At 62.7% G+C, this 21512-nt stretch carries 23 protein-coding genes, 1 tRNA gene and 1 pseudogene; 17 read left to right on the forward strand and 8 right to left on the reverse strand.

All coding sequences use genetic code 11. From position 1 onward, the window contains the following. Nucleotides 1-14: 14 nt before the first annotated feature. The 7 genes and pseudogenes from J7E82_RS07160 to J7E82_RS07190 form a co-directional block, all read left to right on the forward strand. On the forward strand, nt 15-599 hold the full coding sequence (locus tag J7E82_RS07160) for a PadR family transcriptional regulator (protein ID WP_214861939.1): 585 nt from the start codon (nt 15-17) through the stop codon (nt 597-599). Between the two features lie 186 nt (nt 600-785). Next, nucleotides 786-3074, forward strand: a complete 2289-nt coding sequence (locus J7E82_RS07165) for a carbon starvation CstA family protein (protein ID WP_214861940.1) — start codon at nt 786-788, stop codon at nt 3072-3074. Next, nucleotides 3074-3265, forward strand: coding sequence for a YbdD/YjiX family protein (locus J7E82_RS07170; protein ID WP_214861941.1), 192 nt, complete (start codon nt 3074-3076; stop codon nt 3263-3265). The genes J7E82_RS07165 and J7E82_RS07170 overlap by 1 nt, the downstream gene beginning before the upstream one ends. Before the next feature lie 61 nt (nt 3266-3326). After that, nucleotides 3327-3785 (forward strand): GNAT family N-acetyltransferase, encoded by a 459-nt coding sequence (locus J7E82_RS07175; RefSeq protein ID WP_214861942.1) that lies wholly within the window; start codon nt 3327-3329, stop codon nt 3783-3785. Nucleotides 3786-3810: 25 nt separating this feature from the next. Further along, the gene (locus J7E82_RS07180; protein WP_214861943.1) at nt 3811-4461 is read left to right on the forward strand and encodes a bacterial proteasome activator family protein; all 651 of its coding nucleotides are present in this window, start codon (nt 3811-3813) and stop codon (nt 4459-4461) included. Between the two features lie 8 nt (nt 4462-4469). Next, nucleotides 4470-4919 carry a hypothetical protein gene (locus tag J7E82_RS07185; protein ID WP_214861944.1) on the forward strand — a complete coding sequence of 150 codons (450 nt, stop codon included), beginning with the start codon at nt 4470-4472 and terminating at the stop codon, nt 4917-4919. Between the two features lie 76 nt (nt 4920-4995). Further along, nucleotides 4996-5556: pseudogene (locus J7E82_RS07190) on the forward strand (aldo/keto reductase); the annotation flags it as partial. A gap of 83 nt (nt 5557-5639) precedes the next feature. Here the strand turns inward: J7E82_RS07190 and J7E82_RS07195 are convergent. Both J7E82_RS07195 and J7E82_RS07200 read right to left on the reverse strand, forming a co-directional pair. Next, a complete protein-coding gene (locus tag J7E82_RS07195) occupies nt 5640-7343 on the reverse strand; it encodes a family 16 glycosylhydrolase (protein WP_214861945.1) in 1704 nt (567 codons plus the stop codon). A 262-nt stretch (nt 7344-7605) separates the two neighbouring features. Beyond that, nucleotides 7606-7678 (reverse strand) — tRNA-Thr (locus tag J7E82_RS07200). A 208-nt stretch (nt 7679-7886) separates the two neighbouring features. On the opposite strand from J7E82_RS07200, the gene J7E82_RS07205 reads away from it, so the two are divergent. After that, entirely contained in the window at nt 7887-8633 is a 747-nt protein-coding gene (locus J7E82_RS07205; protein WP_214861946.1) for an HAD-IA family hydrolase, read from the forward strand. Nucleotides 8634-8662: 29 nt separating this feature from the next. On the opposite strand, the gene J7E82_RS07210 is transcribed toward J7E82_RS07205, so the two are convergent. Genes J7E82_RS07210 through tmk form a run of 3 tightly spaced genes read right to left on the reverse strand, consistent with a single transcriptional unit; the run spans nt 8663 to nt 12062 of the window. Continuing rightward, nucleotides 8663-10240, reverse strand: a complete 1578-nt coding sequence (locus tag J7E82_RS07210; protein ID WP_214861947.1) for an alpha/beta hydrolase — start codon at nt 10238-10240, stop codon at nt 8663-8665. 35 nt (nt 10241-10275) lie between these two features. Further along, nucleotides 10276-11424, reverse strand: a complete 1149-nt coding sequence (locus J7E82_RS07215) for a DNA polymerase III subunit delta' (protein ID WP_214861948.1) — start codon at nt 11422-11424, stop codon at nt 10276-10278. Further along, a complete protein-coding gene (gene tmk, locus J7E82_RS07220) occupies nt 11421-12062 on the reverse strand; it encodes a dTMP kinase (RefSeq protein WP_214861949.1) in 642 nt (213 codons plus the stop codon). Before tmk ends, J7E82_RS07215 begins: the two co-directional genes overlap by 4 nt. A 71-nt stretch (nt 12063-12133) precedes the next feature. On the opposite strand from tmk, the gene J7E82_RS07225 reads away from it, so the two are divergent. Both J7E82_RS07225 and J7E82_RS07230 read left to right on the forward strand, forming a co-directional pair. Beyond that, nucleotides 12134-13318, forward strand: coding sequence for a PLP-dependent aspartate aminotransferase family protein (locus J7E82_RS07225; RefSeq protein ID WP_214861950.1), 1185 nt, complete (start codon nt 12134-12136; stop codon nt 13316-13318). Nucleotides 13319-13328: 10 nt separating this feature from the next. Next, nucleotides 13329-13670, forward strand: a complete 342-nt coding sequence (locus J7E82_RS07230; RefSeq protein WP_214861951.1) for a DUF2516 family protein — start codon at nt 13329-13331, stop codon at nt 13668-13670. A gap of 45 nt (nt 13671-13715) precedes the next feature. Here J7E82_RS07230 and J7E82_RS07235 read toward each other — a convergent pair whose 3' ends face one another. Continuing rightward, nucleotides 13716-14528: a class I SAM-dependent methyltransferase gene (locus J7E82_RS07235; protein ID WP_214861952.1), complete on the reverse strand. Its 813-nt coding sequence runs from the start codon at nt 14526-14528 to the stop codon at nt 13716-13718. 62 nt (nt 14529-14590) lie between these two features. Here J7E82_RS07235 and J7E82_RS07240 point away from each other — a divergent pair, with 62 nt between their 5' ends. After that, a complete protein-coding gene (locus J7E82_RS07240; RefSeq protein WP_214861953.1) occupies nt 14591-15337 on the forward strand; it encodes a phosphoglyceromutase in 747 nt (248 codons plus the stop codon). 84 nt (nt 15338-15421) lie between these two features. Here J7E82_RS07240 and phoU read toward each other — a convergent pair whose 3' ends face one another. After that, nucleotides 15422-16084, reverse strand: a complete 663-nt coding sequence (gene phoU, locus J7E82_RS07245) for a phosphate signaling complex protein PhoU (protein WP_214861954.1) — start codon at nt 16082-16084, stop codon at nt 15422-15424. A gap of 192 nt (nt 16085-16276) precedes the next feature. On the opposite strand from phoU, the gene J7E82_RS07250 reads away from it, so the two are divergent. Continuing rightward, nucleotides 16277-17539: a cell wall metabolism sensor histidine kinase WalK gene (locus J7E82_RS07250; protein WP_214861955.1), complete on the forward strand. Its 1263-nt coding sequence runs from the start codon at nt 16277-16279 to the stop codon at nt 17537-17539. Continuing rightward, entirely contained in the window at nt 17536-18216 is a 681-nt protein-coding gene (locus tag J7E82_RS07255) for a response regulator transcription factor (protein ID WP_214861956.1), read from the forward strand. Before J7E82_RS07250 ends, J7E82_RS07255 begins: the two co-directional genes overlap by 4 nt. A gap of 105 nt (nt 18217-18321) precedes the next feature. On the opposite strand, the gene J7E82_RS07260 is transcribed toward J7E82_RS07255, so the two are convergent. Beyond that, a complete protein-coding gene (locus J7E82_RS07260; protein WP_214861968.1) occupies nt 18322-18870 on the reverse strand; it encodes a hypothetical protein in 549 nt (182 codons plus the stop codon). A gap of 293 nt (nt 18871-19163) precedes the next feature. Here J7E82_RS07260 and J7E82_RS07265 point away from each other — a divergent pair, with 293 nt between their 5' ends. The 4 genes from J7E82_RS07265 (at nt 19164) to J7E82_RS07280 (ending at nt 21478) form a co-directional block, all read left to right on the forward strand. After that, entirely contained in the window at nt 19164-19646 is a 483-nt protein-coding gene (locus J7E82_RS07265) for a CarD family transcriptional regulator (protein WP_011690592.1), read from the forward strand. A 64-nt stretch (nt 19647-19710) separates the two neighbouring features. Next, a complete protein-coding gene (gene ispD / locus J7E82_RS07270) occupies nt 19711-20538 on the forward strand; it encodes a 2-C-methyl-D-erythritol 4-phosphate cytidylyltransferase (protein WP_214861957.1) in 828 nt (275 codons plus the stop codon). A gap of 82 nt (nt 20539-20620) precedes the next feature. Continuing rightward, nucleotides 20621-21133: a 2-C-methyl-D-erythritol 2,4-cyclodiphosphate synthase gene (gene ispF / locus J7E82_RS07275; protein WP_251041565.1), complete on the forward strand. Its 513-nt coding sequence runs from the start codon at nt 20621-20623 to the stop codon at nt 21131-21133. Between the two features lie 3 nt (nt 21134-21136). Beyond that, the gene (locus tag J7E82_RS07280; protein ID WP_308113678.1) at nt 21137-21478 is read left to right on the forward strand and encodes a hypothetical protein; all 342 of its coding nucleotides are present in this window, start codon (nt 21137-21139) and stop codon (nt 21476-21478) included. Nucleotides 21479-21512: the final 34 nt, after the last annotated feature.

Consider the following 21512-nt stretch of genomic DNA (forward strand, 5'->3'; position numbering starts at 1 on the left):
GCTCTAATAGGACCATGTCGATCCGTAACAGCCTGCTCGCGCTCCTGCACGACCAGCCCCGCTACGGATACCAGCTTCGCGCCGAATTCGAGGACCGCACCGGCGCCATGTGGCCCCTGAATATCGGTCAGGTCTACACCACCTTGGACCGTTTGGAGCGTGACGGGCTGGTTTCCAAAATGGGCGACGACGGCGACGGCCACGTCGTCTACGGCATCACCGAAGCGGGACGAATGGAAGTTCGCGAGTGGTTTCCAGCCGCCGTCGGACGCCGGACTCCACCGCGCAATGAACTCGCGATCAAACTAGCGCTCGCGGTGACCTTGCCAGGAGTGGATGTCGCCCCTGTCATCCGGGCACAGCGTGCAGCATCGCGGGCAGCACTGCAGGACTACACAAAGTCCCGTCGCGACACGGTTGCCAACCAGCGGCCAGCAGACACCGCCTGGCTGCTGGTCCTGGACTCACTGATCTTCCAGACCGAGGCCGAGCTTCGGTGGCTTGACCTGTGCGAGGCCCGCATGGCGCAGTTGCAGCAGAACCGATCATTCAAATCCACAGGCAAGGCCAGCGGCGGCGAAACGGCCCGCCGACCGTAGCCCCCGACGTGAGGATCAGCACACCCGTCGCATCAATGGCACCGCTCACAGAATTGTGTTCCAAGATCCCGGCGTAGCTCCGCTTTTATGTCGCAACCCATTGGTAGGGTGCTCTGCAGCACGCCACGCGCAGCGCTCGCAAGGGCACTCGCGGCACACCAGTCGCACCAGGCTCAAGGAGGAGACATGGGCAAAATGCCCGATGGAACGCAAAGCACGGGAACGGTGGACGAGCAGATGGAGCACGATCCGACGCTCCCAGCTCCTGCCGTGGAGGATTCCGTCAGGGAGGCGGAGGAGCGGAAGTGGACACCCTTGCGGATCGGGGTCTGGGTGGCAATTTCCCTCTTGGGCGGAATCGCCTGGTTCATGCTTGCCATTGTTCGTGGCGAGGCGGTCAACGCGATCTGGTTCGTGTTCGCGTCTGTCTGCACCTACCTCATCGGGTACCGCTTCTACTCCAAGGTGATTGAGCGTTACCTGTTGAAGCCCAACGACAGGAGGGCGACGCCGGCCGAGTACAAGGCTGACGGCAAGGACTATGTCCGCACCGACCGAAACGTCCTCTTCGGCCATCACTTCGCGGCCATCGCCGGTGCGGGGCCACTGGTCGGACCGGTCATCGCCGCCCAAATGGGCTACCTGCCCGGCACTATCTGGATCATTCTCGGCGTGGTGCTGGCCGGTGCCGTCCAGGACTACCTGGTGATGTTCTTCTCCATGCGCCGAGGCGGCCGATCGCTGGGCCAGATGGCGCGCGAAGAACTCGGCGTCGTCGGCGGCACCGCCGCACTGATCGCCACGCTCCTGATCATGATCATCATCGTGGCCATCCTCGCCCTTGTGGTGGTCAACGCACTTGGCGAAAGCCCCTGGGGCGTCTTCTCCGTCGGCATGACTATTCCGATTGCCCTGTTTATGGGCGTCTACCTTCGCTTTATCCGGCCGGGCAGGGTCCTGGAGGTTTCCATCATCGGTTTCGTGCTTCTGCTTGCGGCGATCATCGGCGGCGGCGCCGTGGCCAGCACGGAATGGGGTGCGGCCTTCTTCCACCTGGACAAAGTCACTATTGCGTGGGGCATCATCATCTACGGTTTCATCGCCGCCGTCCTTCCCGTCTGGCTCCTGCTGGCACCCAGGGACTATCTGTCCACCTTCATGAAAATCGGGGTCATTGTGATGCTGGCGCTGGCCATCGTCGTCGTCCGTCCCGAGATCACGGTTCCGGCCATCAGCGAGTTCGCGAGCCGTGAAAACGGCCCCGTGTTCTCAGGGGCGCTGTTCCCGTTCCTGTTCGTGACTATCGCCTGTGGTGCCCTGTCCGGCTTCCACGCGCTCATTTCCTCCGGCACCACCCCCAAGCTGATCGAGAAGGAGCGCCAAACCCGCTTTATCGGCTACGGCGGAATGCTGATGGAGTCCTTTGTCGCCATCATGGCCCTGGTTGCAGCGATCTCGATCGACCGGGGAATCTACTTCGCAATGAACGCTCCCGTTGCCCTTACGGGCGGAACGGTCGAGTCCGCCGCCCAATGGGTGAACAGCCTTGGCCTGTCCGGAGTCAACATCACCCCCGGCGACCTCGCACAAACCGCCAATGATGTCGGTGAGCCCAGCATCGTCTCCCGTTCCGGCGGGGCCCCCACACTCGCCGTCGGCCTCGCCCACATCATGCAGCAGTTCATCGGCGGGACTGCCATGATGGCGTTCTGGTACCACTTCGCCATCATGTTCGAGGCACTCTTCATCCTCACCGCCGTCGACGCCGGAACCCGGGTGGCGCGCTTTATGCTGCAGGACTCCATTGGCAACTTCATCCCGAAGTTCAAGGAAGCCTCCTGGCGGCCAGGGGCCTGGCTGTGCACTGCCATCATGGTAGGTGCCTGGGGTGCCGTCCTGCTCCTGGGGGTCACGGATCCCCTCGGTGGGATCAATACCTTTTTCCCGCTTTTCGGCATCGCCAACCAGTTGCTTGCCGCCATTGCCCTGGCTGTCTGCATGGCTATAGCCGCCAAGGGAGGAGCGTTCAAGTATCTCTGGATCGTGGCCCTGCCGCTGGTGTTTGCCGCTGTCGTGACCATTACGGCCAGCATGCACAAGATCTTTTCCCCGGTTCCCGCTGTCGGCTACTTTGCCAATAATGCCGCCTTCTCCAAGGCTCTTGACGAAGGAAAGACGAGCTTTGGCACTGCCCGGACGGTTGAAGCCATGGAAGCAGTGGTCCGGAACACCATGATCCAGGGCGTGCTGTCGGTGATCTTCGTGGTGCTGAGCATCATTGTGATCATCACGGCGATCATCGCCACCCTTAGGTCTATTCGCGACGGCGGCGGGCACAGCCACGAAGACCCCGGCCGTCCTTCCCGCGTCTATGCCCCGGCAGGGCTGATCCCGACGCCTGCGGAGCGCGAGCTCATGGCCGAATGGGCCAAGGTCCCGCTCGAGAAGCGCCTGGAAACGCCGAGGCATCACTGATGAGGCGTGCGATTAGCGGACTTCGGAGCTTCGCCGCTTATCTTGGAGCGGTAATGGGAGCGGATGCCTACGGCAAGTACCTCGAGCACCATGCTGCCTCGGGGCACTCGGGCAGGCCGATGACCGAGCGCGAGTTCTGGCGGGATCGCACAGACCGGCAGGACGTGAGTCCCCAGGGCAGGTGTTGCTGACGTGCCACCACCGGCAGGAGACGATGATGACCGTCCAAAGGGGCCGGCTGAAACCCTGCTGATGAAGCCGGAAAAATTCTTCATCAGACTGCTTGAGCCGGGGGATGAAGCGGTTCTCAACCTCTTGGCTGAGCAGGACAATCTCTTCGATCAGGACCCGTCCGTGCCCCCGTCGGGTGCCCTGTCTGTCGACGGCGCACGGTCGTTCCTGTCCGACCCCTCCGTGCTGTTCTGGCTGGCGGAGCTGGGAACGGAGATCATGGGGTTCCTGCACTGCTACATCCAGCGGCACAGGACTGCAGGACCATGGGCAGAGCTCCTTCTGATGGAGATGGGCACCCGGGTTGACTGGCGTCGAAGGGGCGTAGGCCGCGCGCTTCTGGCGGCCATGGAGGACTGGATGCACGGGAGAGGTGTGAGGGAAGTATGGGTCCCGGCGAACACCTATGCAACGCCCTTTTACGAAAAATGTGGTTTCGCTAAGGACGAAGGCGAAATCCTGGTCCGTGCGGTGGGCTGACCCGCGGCCATGAGAGTATGAACGCATGAGCGATCAGGATGACACTCAGCAAGGCAGCACTTCCGACGACGAGCTCGTGGAGGGCACCCCGGTGGATAACCAAAAGGCGCAGGCCAGCACCAACGGGCCTGGCATCCCGGGCACCCCTGTGGGCAGGATCAAGGGCTCAAGCCTTCAGGACCTGGTTGATGAACCGGCGAAGGTGATGCGAATTGGCACCATGATCCGCCAGTTGCTTGAGGAAGTGAAGGCGGCGCCGCTTGACGACGCAGCCCGGGGACGCCTGGCGGAAATCCACGAGCGGTCCATCAAGGAGCTCGAGGACGGGCTGGCTCCGGAGCTCGTTGCCGAACTGGAGCGAATCAGCCTGCCCTTTCCTGATGCTGCCTCGCCCTCGGACGCCGAACTCCGCATCGCGCAAGCGCAGCTGGTCGGCTGGCTTGAAGGGCTGTTCCACGGCATCCAGACAGCAATCGCTGCCCAGCACGCCGCCCGGGAGCACGCCGCAGCACAATTGCAGATGCGGCAGTTACCGCCTGGAACCGTGATAGCCCCGGGTGTGATCATTGGCGAGAACGGGGAGCCCCAGAGGGCGTCGGCCCCTGACGGTGCGAACAACCCGGCGAAGGGGGTCCCGGTGGAAGACCCGGACCACGGCCCGGGTCAGTATCTCTGAGCCGCGGCTTGGGGTTCTTTGGGCCCGCCCGACAGGGGCGGAAGGACGACGTCGAATTGGGCAAGGGCCTGTGGCGGCGTGCCCACGATCGTTTTCATCGAGGCCTCGATCGGTACCATCAAGTCCTTGAAGGTGTGGAAGACGAGCAGCTCTACGACGAGCTCGTTCATATTGCCAATCAGCTCGCGGACTTGTCGCCGCGCGTCCGCCTTGTCTGCGTCGAGGCCCAGCGGCTGGTTCCTAGCGATGGACTGGACATCCCTGGTTCACTCGCGGGAGTTCATCGGGCCCTATCGAAGGCCGGAAATTCCCTGGCCACCACGGCTGAAGCTGCCGCCATGCTTAGGCTGGCCGTGGGACCCATACCGGTTGGCGCAGCGTCCGTGCACCGTCGTGCGGAAGCAGTCTTCGAACAAGTGGCTGAAGCCGAACGGCTGCTCTCCGAGGCCGGCGGCTAGCTGCAAGACAAGCATCCAGGTTCCGCTTCAGGAAATTAGCTGCAGACGCCGCTATTCCTAGGTTGCAACTAATTAGTCAATGGACCGTCTTGGGCTGGACACCCTTGACCTGTACCTCATCCACTGGGAGCAGCCCAGACAGGACAAGTACGTGGACAGCTGGAAAGCCCTCATAGAGTTGCAGAAGCGGGGAAGGGTGAAGTCCATCGGCGTCTCCAACTTCACCCCCGAGGGGTTGCAGCGCATCATCGACGAGACAGGCGTTGTGCCTGCCATTAACCAAGTCGAACTGCACCCGTTCTTCAACCAGTTGGAGCTGCGCGATTTCAATGCATCCAAGGGCATCCTGACTCAGGCCTGGTCACCGCTCGGCCAGGGGGGTGAGCTCCTGGCGAACTCGGTCATCGCGGAGGTCGCCGCAAAGCACGGGGCGAGCCCTGCACAGGTGGTCATTGCGTGGCACCTGGCCACCGGCAACGTGGTGATCCCCAAGTCCGTGACGGAATCCCGGATCCAGGAGAATTTCGCCGCGCTTGGCCTGATACTGGACGCCGCGGACATTGAAGCCATTAACGGCTTGGACCGCGGGAACGAGGGCCGAATCGGACCTGACCCTGCAGTTTCCGACTTCGCCTGAGGCGGAATGCCCCTGACGCGGAACGCAGAAGGCCCTCGGTTCCTTGGAGCCGAGGGTCCCGGCACCCCTAAATAATCGGCACGTCATGGGGCAGGACGGGAACCCGAATCGGTTTGCATTCCGCCCGAAACGGGCCGGAATTCCCACTTGTACGAACCGTCAGCGTTCAGCGTAAGGCGCAAATGCCCCCATGTGTCGCTGAACTTCTTTTCCACGTAGGCGGGATTGCTGGTAAAGGCCCGGAGACCGATTCCGCCCGTCGATACCTGGAACTGCTGCATCCCGTTGGCCACGCACTGATCGGCGTTGTTCACCGGGCACGTGCGCTCATAGTTGTGCTGGGAGCCGGACAAGAGAACCCGCACCCCGTTGTACCAGAACATGTCGATCCACGGCTTCGCCCGCGTGAAGCGGGTGTGACTGGATGTGTCGCTCGTGAAATACGGATCGTGGTAGACGGCCAACAGGTGCTTACCGGCAGCCTTAGCCCGCTTCAGGTCCGCGTCCATCTCAGCCGTCATGGCCTGCGCACGGGTCGTGTCGTAACGCCAGGTAGCGGTGGGGGCAATCAAAATGTGCCAATTGCCCCTGTCGTACGCATACCACTCTAGGGCGTCTTGGAACCGTCCCAGCGTCGTGTTGGTTGCGCTCTTGGTGGTCGCGCCAGCGCACTCGCCGTTCATGAAGCGGTCTACGTCATCATTCACGCCGGGCTGCACATCGTGATTTGGTCCCGTGGTCCAGAACGTCTTGGCAACGGCACCGCCCCACAGCTTGTTCCAGTAGGACGTGAGCTCGGAACAAGTGCCCTTGTCGTACTGGAAATCACCGAGCGCGAGGAAGTGGTCCAAAGTGCCTGCGTTCAAATCCGCGACGATGCTGGCCGCGTTCTTACCGCTGGGGGAAGTCGTGGACGTGTTCCCGCTGGGGTTCATATCACCAGCTGCCGCAAACGTAACGCTTTCGCCGCGAAGCGTTGTAGTCGTGGTTGCGGGAATGTCATAGACGCGCACCCAATCCACGCGCATTTCCCCGGGCCCGTCAGGTGTGCTGTCCGGGAACCAGTCGAGTTGAAGCGTCTGATGCATGGGCCCGGGAGGCAAGTGCGCCGGGTTCGTATCCCGGAACCATTCCACGCCGTCCACATATCCGACAATCCCCCTGTCAGTCCACTCAATCGCGTAGTTGTGGAACTGGGACACGTCGAGGGGCTTAGACCCTGAGGTCTGCGAATTCCCGCACGAGTAGTGCTGGAAGAACTTGATCACATTCCAAACGCCCGTAGTTTCCGCGTAATTAATTTCGCCGTCACACGGCCAGTTCCCGCTATCCGGCCAGAGAAGCGACACAATATGGTATTCATTGTCGCCCGAGCCAGCCGCGCGGACTTCCCAGCGGCCATACTTGCGCCTGTCGAACTTAGCGGACATTCCGGCAGTGGTGCCGTCCGGGGTTCCAGTTATCACCATCTTGGAACCGTCAACCACGACCTGCTGCGGGGAACGGATTCCATTACCCGCGTGCCCGACACTGTCGTAGACGTTCCACTTCGCCGGGTCAGGCGCCCCGGTGTAGTTGAATTCGTCCCCAGCTACAGGCGTTCCCCAACTCTGCGTAGCGGCGGCAGTCGTGCCGTCGCCCGAAGGCGCGGGGCTCGTCGTGGTCGGCGCCGGGGCCGATGCGGTAGTGCTGGATGGTGCCGGGGGTGCCGTGACGGTTTCGGCACAGCCAGTGAGTGCCAAAGCGGCAGTCCCCAGAACTGCCGCGACTTTAGCCTTCAATGACATGACTACCTTTCAGAGTTTGAAAATCTAGTTTGCCCCATTTTTCCAGTCAATGGTCACGTTGGGACGATGGGGAAGTTAGTTCCTGTGTCGATCCACGCAATGGGGGTCACTCGTCAGACAGTGGCAAATTGGACCAGCGGGCGAACGATTCCCAAAAAGGTCTACCGGAAGCAATGGGCCATAGCTACCCGCGGTCCATACGAATGGCTTGAATCAGGACAAAAAAAGCCCCCGGCCAAGAGGGCCGGGGGCTGTGGTATCGAGCTTCCTACCAGAATCGAACTGGTGACCTTCTCATTACGAGTGAGACGCTCTACCGACTGAGCTAAGGAAGCAACGCATAAATTGCTCGGCGATGCCGGGCCAATCACGCAAGACACAACTCTAATGGAGCCAACGCGCCTCGGTCAAAACAGGACAAATTCCCCGCGCACGCCTGCGTTGTCAGGAAGTTCACTCACCGGACCTTGGTTATTCAGCCATCCGTTTCACCCTGCCGTCATCCTAGAAAACTACTGCGGCCTCAAGGATGGGCCGCTTCGAATGAAGGGTAGGCCAGGCGTGGACTTTGCACTATGGGACGAAACTGCGAACCACAGCGTTCGGCGGCTCAGTCTCGCTGTCTTGGACATGGTGGGAACCACCATTATCGACGACGGGCGGATGGAACGCGCCATGTCCCGGGCCCTGGCTGAGCAGGGGATAGAGCCCGGTTCCGCCGGCTTTGAGAGCATGCTGGGCTATGCCCGTGACACGATGGGCTTTTCCTGGACGACAGTCTTCGACCACCTTTTCGAGGACAAGCTGCGGGCGCGCGGCGCAAACCGGGCGTTCGAATTGGCCTATGACGAGCTGATTTCCCACGGCGGAATCCGCCCGGTTCCCGGAGCCCTGGACACGATTTCCTGGCTGCAGGATGCAGGCATGAAGGTCTGCCTGGCCACGGGATTCGGCCGCCACACCCAAAACATGGTCCTTGAATCCCTTGGCTGGATGGGGATCGCCGACCTCAGTATCTGCCCGGCGGACGCAGGACGTGGCCGCCCCTACCCGGACATGATCCTGACGGCGGTACTCGCCTTGGACCTGGATGACGTCAGGGAGGTTGCAGTGGTGGGGGACACGACGTCGGATGTCGCCGCCGGGCTGCGTGCCGGCGCCAGCGTGGTTGCCGGCGTCCTCACGGGTTCACACTCCGAGGCGGCCCTTCGTGCCGCAGGTGCCACAGCAGTGATCCCTTCCATCAAGGCGCTTCCAGCCCTCCTGGAACCCAAGGCAGTACGGCGCTAGCTAACGTGTCAGGCGTGCAGCATGGAGTGTCAGCACTGGGTGTTGTCCGAGGGCTGTTTTCCGTCCACGAAGTAGCTGTCCACGGCGTCGGACACGCAGCCGTTGGAGCGTCCATACGCGGTGTGTCCTTCGCCCTTCCACGTGATGAGGGAAGCATTGCCCAGCTGCTTTCGGAGTGCAGTGGCCCATTCAACGGGTGTGGCCGGATCGCCTGTGGTGCCGATGACAACGATCGGTTCCTGGCCCGAGTACTCGATCGGCCCCGGGGTCCGTACGCTCTTATAAGGCCAGTCTTTGCAGCTGATGCCGCCATAGGCGAAGAAGTAGCCGAAGGTGGGGGAGTCCTTCTTGAGTCCCTCCGCATCGGCGCGCATCGCGGCAGTGTCCGTCACCGTGGGGTAGTCCAGGCAGTTGATGGCGTTGAAGGCGAAGGAGCTGTTACCACTGTATTTACCGTTCTGTTCACGGTCAGCTGCAATGTCCGCGACGCGGAGCATCTGGGTGACGTCGCCTTTCATGGCCAGGTCCAGGGCCTGGGTGAGCACCGGCCAGTTCTGGTCGTTGTAGAGGGGCGTGATGAGTCCGCTGACGAAGGTCTGGCCTGTCACCAGCCTGCCGTCCTTGGCTCGCTGCGGATTCTGGTCCACTGCATTGATAAGGTCGCGGACCTGCTGAACGCCGTCGTCGACGCTTCCGCTCAGCGGGCATTCCGCTTCCTGCAGGCAGTTGGTCACGTAGCTGCGCAGGGCCTTTTCAAAGGCCTTGGCCTGGCCTGAGGTCAGTTCCTCACTGGTGAGGGATGGATCGATGGCCCCGTCCAGCACCATCCGCCCCACCTTGTCGGGAAAGAGGCTGGCATAGGTGGAGCCTAGCGAGGTGCCGTACGAATAGCCCAAGTAGTTGATTTTGGAGTCATTGAGCACCGCGCGCAGGATATCCATGTCCCTCGCGGAACTGGTGGTGTCGATATGGCCAAGGGCGGGACCCGAGTTTGCTGCGCATTTCTCGAAAATAGCCTTGTTGTCCGCCAGCGCTGCTTCAAGGCCCTGGTCGGTTTCCAGGCGGTAGACCTTCTGCCGCGACGCGTCCCGCTCAGCATCGCTGAGGCACGTGACGGGCGCGGAGCGCTTCACGCCGCGGGGGTCGAAACCGACGATGTCGTAGCTGGACCTCAGCTTTTCCGTGAAGTTCGTCTGCCCGGCGTCTTTCACATAGTCATAGCCGGATCCTCCTGGACCGCCCGGATTGACCAGGAGCGAACCCTTTTTGGTGCCGGTGCTGCGCAGGCGAATCGCCGCTATCGAAATGTCCCCGGCCTCCGGCTTGTCATAGTCAATGGGCACCCGGACATTGGCGCACTGGAAGTTGGTCTCGCAGGAGGTCCAGCTCAGCTCTTGGCCGTAATACGTCTTCAGCGCGTCCGGTGCCGATTCGACAATGGAGGGGTCGGCAGCCTGGGACGCATCGGTGGCGGCAGGGGGCCAGGAGAATGCGCAGGAAGTCAGCATAAGGACCGAGGCCAGCATTCCGGCGACAACGGCCAGACGTTGACGTGCAGTCCACGGACGTCGGGCAGAGCCTGACGGCCGGCGTCGATCAGACTTCATGCGGTTCTCCTAAAACTGGGGAATCGGGGTAACGGTTACTGCTGGATGAGGCTGGTGGCCATGGACTCCACCGCCAGCAGCGGCGCAACGTTGCTGGTTGTAATGCGGATGCGGGCCGTGTTGATGGCGTCCATGCGTGCAAGGGTGGTTTCGGGGGTCGATCGTGAGGCATACGCCTCGAGCTCGCCCTTCAATTCAACGTTGACGAGTTCCACAGCGTTCCCAAGCTGGATGATGAGCACATCCCGGTAGAAGGACAGCAGATCCGTCAATGTCCGATCGAGGGAATCCGTTACCGACCGCTTGGCCCGACGCTTTTGGTCTTCCTCCAGTTGCCGCACCTGGCTGCGCATGGATGGGGGCAGGGTGCCGGTTTCGGGAGCGCCCAAACTGGTAAGCAGGGCGGCCTTCTCGGCCGCATCGCGCTCGTCGTTGGAACTATTCGCCTCTTCAGTTGCGATCCGAACAAGCTTTTCAGCCATCATGACGGCCGCTGTAACGCCCCGCAGCGTCAGTGGGGACTTGACGGTTTCCAGCCGCCGCTCCCGAGCTTCCTCGTCCCTGGCCAATCGCCGCGCTATGCCGATGTGGCTCTGCGCAGCACGGGCGGCACGATCAGCGAGCTCCGGGTGAATGCCGTCCCGCCTGACCAGGAGTGCGGCCACGTCGGCCGCAGGAGGCAGGCGCAGGCTGACGGGCCGGCAGCGGGACCGGATGGTGACCAGGACGTCAGCCGGGGAAGGCGCGCACAACATCCAGACTGTTCGAGGTGTTGGCTCCTCGATCGCCTTCAAGAGGACATTGGTGGTGCGTTCCGCCATGCGGTCGGCATCTTCGACAATGATGATCCGCCAGCGCCCCGAGGCGGGGCGGTCTCCGGCCTTGGAGACAAGCTCGCGGGCCTCATCAATGGTGATGGTGACTTTTTCGGTGCGCACGAACGTGACGTCCGAATGTGTTTCGCCGAGGATAGTGTGGCACGCGTGGCATTCTCCGCAGCCACGAAGGGCAACGTCTTCCTGGTCACAGTTCAATGCAGCAGCGAAGGCTTTTGCAGCATTCGAACGGCCCGATCCCGGCGGACCGGTAAACAGCCAGGCGTGGGTCGGATTTTCACCCTGGGCTGCGTGGCGAAGCTGCGCAACCACCGCATCCTGCCCCTGGAGATCGTCCCAGACCGTCATCGGCGTTCCAGCAGCTCGGAAACCCTGTCCAGGATTTTGGCCGCCAGCTCTTCGATCTCCAGGTTGGCGGGAAGCACCAGATAGGAGTCGGCATGGGTGGTGGCCAGATCGAGGAAGGCGTCCCGAATCCGTGCATGGAACTGGTCAGGTTCCGATTCAAGACGGTCCTCCGCCGCCTCACCCGCCGTGCGCCGGTCCCGCCCGTCTTCGGGTTCGACGTCGAGCAGCACCGTCAGGTCGGGCTGCAGCCCGGCGGTGGCCCACTCATTCAGGGTGCGGACGGCGTGCGTACCGAGGTCGCGCCCCGCCCCCTGATAGGCGACTGAAGAATCGATGTAACGGTCCGTGATGACCACTTCGCCGCGCTCCAGGGCAGGCCGGATGACCTGGTTGGCGTGGGCGGCGCGGGAAGCGGCGAACATGAGGGCCTCGGTACGGGCATCGATATTGCCATGACCATGATCCAGCACGAGGGAACGCAGCTTCTCCCCGATGGGGGTGCCTCCCGGCTCGCGTGTACGCAGCACGGCATGGCCGAGAGTTTCAAGGGCCTCGGCCAAAAGGGCAGCCTGCGTGGACTTGCCGGCGCCGTCTCCGCCTTCAAAGGCGATGAAAAGTCCGGGGCTGTGGGTTGTCACTGTTCTAGGGTACCGAGAATCAATGACATCCTTCGTTTCGGGAGCCTGCACCGGCCACGTACGCTGGACCCATGAGCCTTTCGGAAGAGCGCGCGGCGCATTTGTCGCCGGAAACCGTAGTGGTGGCCGCCGGGCGCCCGGAGCGCAGCCACGACGCCCCCGTGAACCCGCCAATCGTGTTGTCCTCCACATACTTTGGGACGGGACCGCTTGGCGACCGTGACCGCGGCTACGGCAGGTACTCGAACCCTACTTGGGATCCGTTTGAGGAGGCTCTCGGAGAGCTGGAGGGGGCCGCCCTTCCCGGACTGCTCTATGCCTCAGGCCTTGCCGCCGTCAGTTCGGCACTGTCCCTGGTTCCGGCTGGTGGGGTAGTTGTGATGCCTTCCCACAGTTACTCTGGATCGCTCGTGATGGCGGCGGAGCTTGCGGACAAGGGATTCCTTGAGTTGCGAACCGTGGACATCGCGGACACTGAAGCCGTCAAGGAACAGCTGGCGCCGCAGGGACGCAAGGCCGCTGACATGCTCTGGCTCGAAAGCCCCACGAACCCCATGCTCGGGATCGCCGACATGCGCGAACTGTGCGGTGCCGCCCACCTGGCCGGCGCCGTCGTCGTCACGGACAACACGTTCTCCACCCCGCTCGTCCAGCAGCCCCTGGCCCTGGGCTCCGACGTCGTCCTCCACTCGGTCACGAAGTATCTGGCGGGCCATTCCGACGTCGTCCTCGGTGCCCTGGTGACGTCCAATCGGGAGTTGCGGGATATGCTGCTGCACCACCGGATCATTCACGGCGGCATCGCGGGTCCCTTCGAGGCCTGGCTTGCCCTCCGTGGACTGCGCACCCTGGCTTTGCGGATCGAGCGCTCCCAGGCATCGGCCGCAGTCCTGGCCGAACGCCTCAGCACCCATCCCCGCGTGGACAGCATCCGCTACCCGGGGCTTGATACCGACCCGGGCCACCAGCGCGCCAAGGCGCAGATGAAGGGCTTCGGCTCCATCCTCTGCATCCAGGTAGCTGGCGATTCCAACCGGAGCGGCGCCGAAGCGGCCGACGCCCTGGTCCGGGCGCTGGAACTCTGGATTCCTGCCACGTCGCTGGGCGGCGTCGAGTCATTGATAGAACGACGACGGCGGCATGAGGCCGAGCCGAAGAGCGTCCCGGACAATCTGGTCCGGTTGAGCGTCGGAATCGAAAACAGCGAAGACCTCTGGGCGGACCTTGATCAAGCCCTGAAGTCCCTGGACAGTTAGGCTTGGGTTCGTGGACGGAAAATTCCTGGCAGACGTCGTGCAGAGCGCGGTGTACTTCGTACTGGCCGTTGTGGCCTTCGGCCTTGAGCTGTGGGCGTTCGTAGACTGCCTGCGGCACAAGCCGGGCGCCTTCGAAGCTGCCTCCAAGCGCACCAAGACGTTCTGGCTGGCGCTGACTGGTATTGCTGCGCTGATCGGCGGCCTCTCGCTGTGGTCCGGTGGCGGGGGACTGGGCCTGTTCGGAATCGTGGCAGTGACCGTCGCAGGCGTGTACTTGGCAGATGTCCGGCCCGCCGTTTCGGAATCCGGGCGCGGCGGCAGCAGGAACATCGGACCCTACGGGCCCTGGTAAGCGACCGGGCCCCTGGTAACTGCCGGACCCTGGTAGCCGCGGGCACTAGCCCGGCGCCACCGACTCCCAGTCCACGGTAAGTTCCCCGAGACGCCAGCGCGAGGGGCCGTCCAGCAGCGGCCAGCCGCCGTCGAGCAGTGAACGGCACATGGCCGACCAGCGCTGCCTGTTGCCGAACGACGCAAGGGGAGCTGCTTCAAGCCACGCACGATCCATCGCCTGCAGGAACGAGTAAATCCTCTCACCTGGAACATTCCGATGGATCAGCGCCTTCGGCAGGCGTTCGGCGATCTCGGAAGGTAGCTCGAAGCTGCCGAAGCGCATCGAGATACTGAGACTGAGGATCCGTTCCGGATCCATGGCAACCCACGTAACTCGCCGCCCGATTTCGTCGCAGGTTCCGTCAACGAACAATCCGCCGGGCGACAGCCGTGACCGCACAAGGTCCCAGATCGCCGGAACGTCGGTTTCCTCATACTGTCGCAGTACGTTGAAGGCGCGGACCAGGACGGGGTCTCCGGGAACCGGAACCTCGAAGCCTCCCAAATGGAAGGACAATCCGGGACGGGCAAGGCGCGAAGCGGCATGCACCCGCGCGGGCTCTATTTCAATGCCGCAGACCCGGACGTTAGGCCTCACGGCCTGCAGCCTTTCGAAAAGTTCGACGGCGGTGGTCGGCGAGGCTCCGTATCCGAGGTCCACCACGAGCGGGTGCTTGGCTGCCCTAAGCCGCCGGGCCTGTGGGCCGGTAAGCCAGCGGTCCAGTCGACGCATCCGGTTGGGATTGGTGGTGCCTCGAGTGACGTTTCCGACAGGCCTGCCTTGCCGTCCCCGCACGCGTTCCGCTTTCTGCACCACCCTTCAAGGGTAGCCGCGTAACGCCCGGCAACGTCGCCAACTGCTCGGCTAGGATGACAATCATGACTTACAAGCTGATCTTGCTGCGCCACGGCCACAGCGAATGGAATGCCAAGAACCTGTTCACCGGCTGGGTGGATGTCGACCTGAACGATCAGGGCCGTGAGGAAGCAGCACGCGGAGGGGAGCTCCTGGTTGAGAACGACGTTCTCCCGGACATCCTCTACACCTCGCGCCTGAAGCGCGCCATCAACACTGCCAACATTGCCCTGGACAAAGCAGACCGCGGCTGGATCGACGTCAAGCGCGACTGGCGCCTCAACGAGCGCCACTACGGCGCCCTGCAGGGCAAGGACAAGGCGCAGACGCTTGCCGAGTACGGCGAGGACCAGTTCATGGAGTGGCGCCGCTCCTACGACACCCCGCCGCCGCCGCTGTCCGATGACAGCAAATTCTCGCAGGCCCACGACCCCCGCTATGCCGGCCTCGGAGACGCGCTGCCGCGCACGGAATGCCTCAAGGATGTACTGGTCCGCCTGCTGCCGTACTGGGAATCGGACATCAAGGAAGACCTCAAGGCGGGCAAGACCGTTCTGGTGACCGCCCACGGCAACTCCTTGCGCGCCCTCGTCAAGCACCTTGACGGCATCAGCGACGAGGACATTGCTGCCTTGAACATCCCCACTGGCATCCCGCTCGTCTATGACCTCGACGAAGACTTCCAGCCCCTCAACCCGGGTGGCACCTACCTCGACCCGGACGCCGCCGCAGAGTCCATCAAGGCCGTTGCCGCACAGGGCAAGCGGTAAACACAGGGAGGCTGAGCCAACGGCGAAGGCCGGACACCCCCAAGGTGTCCGGCCTTCGTCGTTACTACTAGTGGGAACGCGAGCTTAGCGGTCGCCGAAGCCCTGCGGTTGCCATTCGCCAGTTACAAGGTACGTTACCTTACGTGCGACGGACACACCGTGGTCGGCGAAACGTTCGAAGTAACGGCTTGCAAGGGCAACGTCCACGGTGGTAGCGGGGGATTCGTGCCAGCGCTCTTCGGCGATTGCCCTGAAGACGCTCAAGTGGAGGTCGTCGACGGCGGTGTTGAGCTTCAGGATGTCCCGCGCCATCTCGAGGTCGCGCGTCTCCAGAAGTTGGGTGACTTTGCCGGAGATTTCGATGTCATGCTGTGCCATCGCCTTGAAGGTATCAGTCAGCGAGGCCGGAATCACCGTTGCCGGGTAGCGCAGGCGGGCAAGCTGCGCCACGTGGCGCGCGAGATCGCCCATGCGTTCGAGGGATGCGCTCATACGCAGGGAGCCCACGATCATGCGCAGATCGCTGGCCACGGGCCCTTGGAGTGCCAGGATATCGATGGCGCGTTCATCCAGGCTCGTCTGCAAGAAATCGATTCGGGCATCCGCCGCGATGACGTCCTGCGCCAGGTCCACGTCCGCACCTTCGAAGGCTGTAGTTGCCTTTTCGATCGCCTCGGTGACCAGTTTTGAAATCTCGATGAGGTCGACGCCCACCTGGGCGAGCTCTTCCTGAAAAACCTTACGCACTAGGCGTCCTTTCCTTGCAAATCTGTCTCCGACCAAGGCGAGGGGAGGATCCCGCACCTGCCGCAGTCCAACCAGTAACAGTGCCAGTGGTCAATGAACGATTATGCTCCTTTAGATGAACGTTAGCTGAACCGCCCGCGGAATGGTGGGGGATTCATGTTTGGCCTGAAAACCAGCGCCTAAGCTAGAACCGTGGATCCAGTTCTAGTCGGTGTGATTGCGGGCCTTGTGGGCCTGGCCCTTGGCGTCTTTGGCGTGCTGGCCTTCCGGCTCAGTGAACGGCAGCGACGGATTGTCGACGTCGAATCCACGGAGTCCGTGCTTCCCGAAGGCGCCGCTGAAGTGCTTTCCGTCGTCGGCCGCGCCTTCGTGGTGGTGGACGCAATCGACGGCGTAGTCCGCGCCAGTCCCGCTGCCTACGCCTACGGGCTGGTCCGTGGCCACACGCTCGTTCACACGCAGCTCCTGGACATGACCGCGAAAGTCCGCCGCGACGGCGTGATCCTCGAGGAGCAGCTCGAACTCCCGCGCGGTCCGTTGGGCAAGGGCAGCATCGTGGTCCAGGTCAGGGCGGCGCTGCTCGGCTGGGAGTACATTGTCCTGCTGGCCGATGACCGCACCGAGATCACCCGCACGGAAGAGATCCGCAACGATTTCGTGGCCAACGTGTCCCATGAGCTCAAGACCCCCGTCGGTGCGATCTCGCTCCTCGCGGAGGCCCTGGAAGTATCTGCCGATGACGAGGAAGCCGTGAGGCGGTTCGCCAAGCGGATGCACAAGGAGTCTGCCCGCCTGTCCGCCTTGGTCCAGGACATCATTGAACTGTCGCGCCTTCAAGGAGCCAATGTTGCCCAGGAAGGCCGACCTGTTGACATCAATACGGTGGTTACCGAGGCCGTGGACCGCTCCCTGCTCCCGGCCGAAAGCAAGAACATGCAGATAGTGGTGGGCGGCCGCGTCGAGTCAAAGGTCTTTGGAGACCAGGATCTCCTTGTCACTGCCTTGCGCAACCTCATTGACAATGCCATCCGCTATTCGCCGGATAATACGCGGATAGGGGTGGGCGTACGCGCCAAGGAAGGCGTTGTTGCCATCTCCGTCACGGACCAGGGAGAAGGCCTCAGCGAAGAGGACCAGGAACGGGTTTTCGAACGGTTCTACCGGGTCGACGCCGCACGCTCGCGCCACACGGGAGGTACCGGACTTGGCCTGAGTATCGTTAAGCACGTGGTCTCCAACCATGGCGGAGAAGTCACGGTATGGTCCAGGCCGGGCCAGGGCTCAACGTTCACTCTTCGCTTGCCCGAGATGGAAGACCTCGACGACGAAACCGGACGGCCGGTACCCATGGCAGCAGCTGCCGCTCTTTCCGACGCCGGCACCGCTGCAAGCCCCGCAAACGCAATACAAGGAGAGGGCGTCCCGCACGCCCGTGAGCAAGGAGCCAGCGCTTGAGCAGGATTCTCATTGTCGAGGACGAGGAATCGTTCAGCGACCCCCTGTCCTATCTACTGGGCAAGGAAGGTTTTGATGTCGAAGTAGTGGACAACGGCACAGACGCGCTGGTGGAATTCGACCGCAACGGCGCCGACCTGGTGCTTCTGGACCTTCAGCTGCCCGGCACCCCCGGGACCGAAGTCTGCCGTCAGCTGCGCCAGCGTTCCAGCGTTCCGGTCATCATGCTGACCGCCAAGGACTCCGAAATCGACAAGGTGGTGGGCCTCGAACTCGGCGCTGACGACTACGTCACCAAGCCGTATTCTTCCCGGGAACTTGTGGCGCGGGTGCGTGCCGTTCTTCGTCGGCAGGGGGAGCCCGAGGAACTGATTTCGACGACGGTCCAGGCAGGGCCAGTGCGCATGGATGTTGAGCGGCACGTCGTGAGCGTGGGTGGCGAGCAGGTGTCCCTGCCATTGAAGGAGTTCGAGCTCCTGGAGATGCTCCTGCGAAACTCAGGGCGCGTCCTCACACGCGGGCAACTCATTGATCGGGTCTGGGGTTCGGACTACGTGGGAGACACCAAGACGCTGGACGTCCATGTGAAGCGCCTGCGCAGCAAGATCGAGCCGGATCCCTCAGCGCCCCGCTACCTGGTGACAGTTCGCGGCCTCGGCTACAAATTCGAACCGTAAGGCGCGGCCGATAGGTCAAGCTACTAGACGCACGAAAAGAGGGGCTCCCGCTGGGAGCCCCTCTTTTTTGGATTGCCGAAGGGTGAATTGCCTGAAGGGACGCGCCTAGTGGCCCGCTCCCGGGCTCGCGGTACCGGTCGGGGAGGCCGTTCCGGTCGGGGAGGCAGTCCCCGTCGGTGTGGCGCCGGCGGGAAGGTACTCGCGGTACTCCGGCAAGGAACCATCCACAACAGGAACCTTTAGTTCGCGGCTGGTGCCTGAAGCACTTACGGTAACCGGAGCAAGCGAGCCAGGCTGGGCGCCCGCACTGCTGAGGGTTGCCGGATCGGTGGTGTTGTTCAGCAGCGTGGAGGAATTGGCCTTCACGGGAACCTGGGTCTGTGAACCGGAAGCCCCCTTGAACGTCACAGTGACGTCGCTGGAAGAATTGTTGAATATGGCCCCTACAACCCGACCCGGTTCGTCTTCTCCGGTGGAGACGATCAGCAGGTTGCGCAGCTGTATCGGACCAAGGTCCTCCACGATCCCGTCCGATGCGGCGTACTGGTGGGAGGTCTGCTGGGCGTTGACGAAGCCGCAGCCGGTCACGGACAAGAGACCGACGCCGATGGCGGCCGCTGCCATTGCCAGCTTGCCGCGCTGGACACGGTTCATCGCAGTAATGCGCACGACACGTACTCCTCAAGAGTCTTTGAACGTTTTTCAGCCATAGCCTATCGGCAAACCCCCTTAAACAAGGATTCGTGCCTGCATCATGGCGAAGCGTTCTGGAGCCCATCCACGAGGGCTGGGTGCCTGTTTGATGCACCTTTCCCGGCGTTCGTCAAGGGGGTCCGGAAGCCGAATGCCGCCAATTTCCGCGTATTTACTGGGGTGTGGCCGGCCGGCCGTGCCTGTCGTATGCCTTAAACGTGATAAACTGGTCTGCGGGAAAGGGGAAAGTCCACATGGTTTTTGAGGTCGGCGAGACAGTAGTTTACCCTCACCACGGTGCAGCAAAAATTGAAGAAATCAAGATGCGCACTATCAAGGGCGAAGAGAAGATGTATCTCAAGCTCAAGGTGGCTCAGGGTGATCTGACCATTGAAGTTCCAGCAGAGAACGTTGACCTTGTTGGGGTCCGGGACGTAGTGGGCAAGGAAGGTTTGGAGCACGTTTTCGACGTCCTCCGTGCCGAGTTCACTGAAGAACCCACCAACTGGTCGCGACGTTACAAGGCAAACCTCGAGAAGCTTGCTTCCGGCGATGTCATCAAGGTTGCGGAAGTTGTTCGCGATCTTTGGCGCCGGGATCACGACCGCGGCCTGTCCGCGGGGGAGAAGCGGATGCTGGCCAAGGCTCGGCAGATTCTGATTTCAGAACTGGCCCTGGCAGAGAAGACCGACGAAGAGAAAGCTGCAAGCGTTCTCGACGAGGTTCTGGCTTCCTAAGAATTGAACCCCGGTGGCGAAAGCCGCCGGGGTTTCTTTTTTGCCAGGACGTAGGCTTGTCCGCATGACTATTCCTTCCAACAGTGCTGAAACCTCCACCAGTGCTGCGGCTTCACGCGACGTCACCGCCGTCGTCGTTGTGGCCGCCGGGTCAGGCGAGCGCCTCGGGTACGGGATGCCCAAGGCGAAAGTGCCTTTGGCGGGCGAGGCGATCCTGACCCATGCCCTTCGGGGAGTGGCGGCGGCAGGAATTGCCTCACAGATTTGCGTAGCGCTGCCACGGGGCGACGTCCAGCTCCGGGAGCTGTGTGACGCCTTCACAGCGGAGATCGGCGCCGAGCTCGGTGACATGGCTCCGCACGTGACTTTTGTCGACGGCGGATCCACTCGTTCCGACTCCGTGCGGTCCGCGCTGAATGCCCTTCGGGACGGAACCAGGTACGTACTGGTCCATGACGCCGCGCGCGCTCTTGCGCCGGAGGCCGTGTTCCACCGTGTGGCGGCCGCACTGGCATCCGGTGGGAAGGCCGTGATTCCAGCCCTCCCGGTAGTTGATACAGTCAAGACTGTCACCAGGACTGAGGGCGAAGAAGCTAGCATCGCACCCGAGCTGGTCACCGGGACGGCGCCCAGGGAACAGTTGAGGGCAGTCCAGACTCCCCAGGGATTCGAGCTTTCCACGCTCCTGCAGGCGCATGAGGCAGCGGCGGGCTTCGACGACGCTCAGTCCGCGGCCGTGACAGACGATGCCATGCTGGTGGAGATGCTGGGTGTGCCGGTGCACGCGGTTCGCGGGGCCAGCCAGTCACTCAAGATTACGACGCCCCTTGATCTCATCCTCGCGGAGGGGTTGCTCGAGGGGCCCCTCGGAATGCGCTTCATCGAAGGCTGACCAGCCCGGAGCGTTCCGGGGCGACACACTGAATCGCTGAAGCGCCATGCGAAGCGGAGAAACTCACAATTCAGGAGGACGATTGCTGCTGCCACGGACAGGCGTAGGTGTAGACGTGCACGCCTATGCGCCGGAGGACAATCCCCAGCCCCTGTGGCTGGGTGGGCTGTTTTGGGAGGGCGAGCGCGGGCTCGCCGGGCATTCCGACGGCGATTGCGTCGCCCACGCTGCGGCGGACGCCCTGTTCTCCGCCTGCGGCATTGGCGATCTTGGCACGCACTTCGGCACTGACCGCCCCGAACTTGCCGGCGCTTCCGGTACGACATTGCTTGCCGAGGCCGCCCGCATCGTCCGGGCCTCAGGATTCGAAATCGGCAACGTGGCGGTGCAGTTCGTAGCCAACAGGCCCAAATTTGGACCACGGCGGGAGGAGTCCCAGCGGGTCCTAAGCGAGGCAGCCGCCGCACCGGTCAGCGTCACCGCCACAACCAGCGACGGGCTGGGATTCACTGGCAGGGGCGAAGGGATCTCTGCTGTCGCCACCGCCCTCGTTTACCCGATCAAGCAGCAGCCCGCCTCCACGGAAGGGGAGTAACCAGTGAAGAAGCCCATGTCCGTCGTCGTCGCCGCCACTGCAGTCACCGGAGCGCTGCTCCTGGGCGGTTGCGCCGGAAGCCCGCGAATGAGTGTCCAGGAGAGCTGTGACTTCCTGCAGCAGGACACCTTCAAGCCAACCGGCAACCAGCAGCAGCAGTCGCAGCAGATCGCCGATCACTACCAGGAGACCGCCGACAAAGTGGCTCCGGAAATCTCGGAGCACATCCAGAAGATGGCCGACATCATGAAGAAGGCTGCGGGAACGTCTCTGGGGACCAGGAGCGCCGAACAGACCCAGGAACTAACCGCCCTGAACAACAAGATCGGCGAAGTCTGCAAGTAGGGCCGCGGCCGGCCGGCATCGGATAATCTGGAGC

It is taken from the genome of Arthrobacter sp. ISL-30 (assembly GCF_018613855.1).
In the GTDB taxonomy this organism is placed as follows: Bacteria; Actinomycetota; Actinomycetes; order Actinomycetales; family Micrococcaceae; genus Arthrobacter.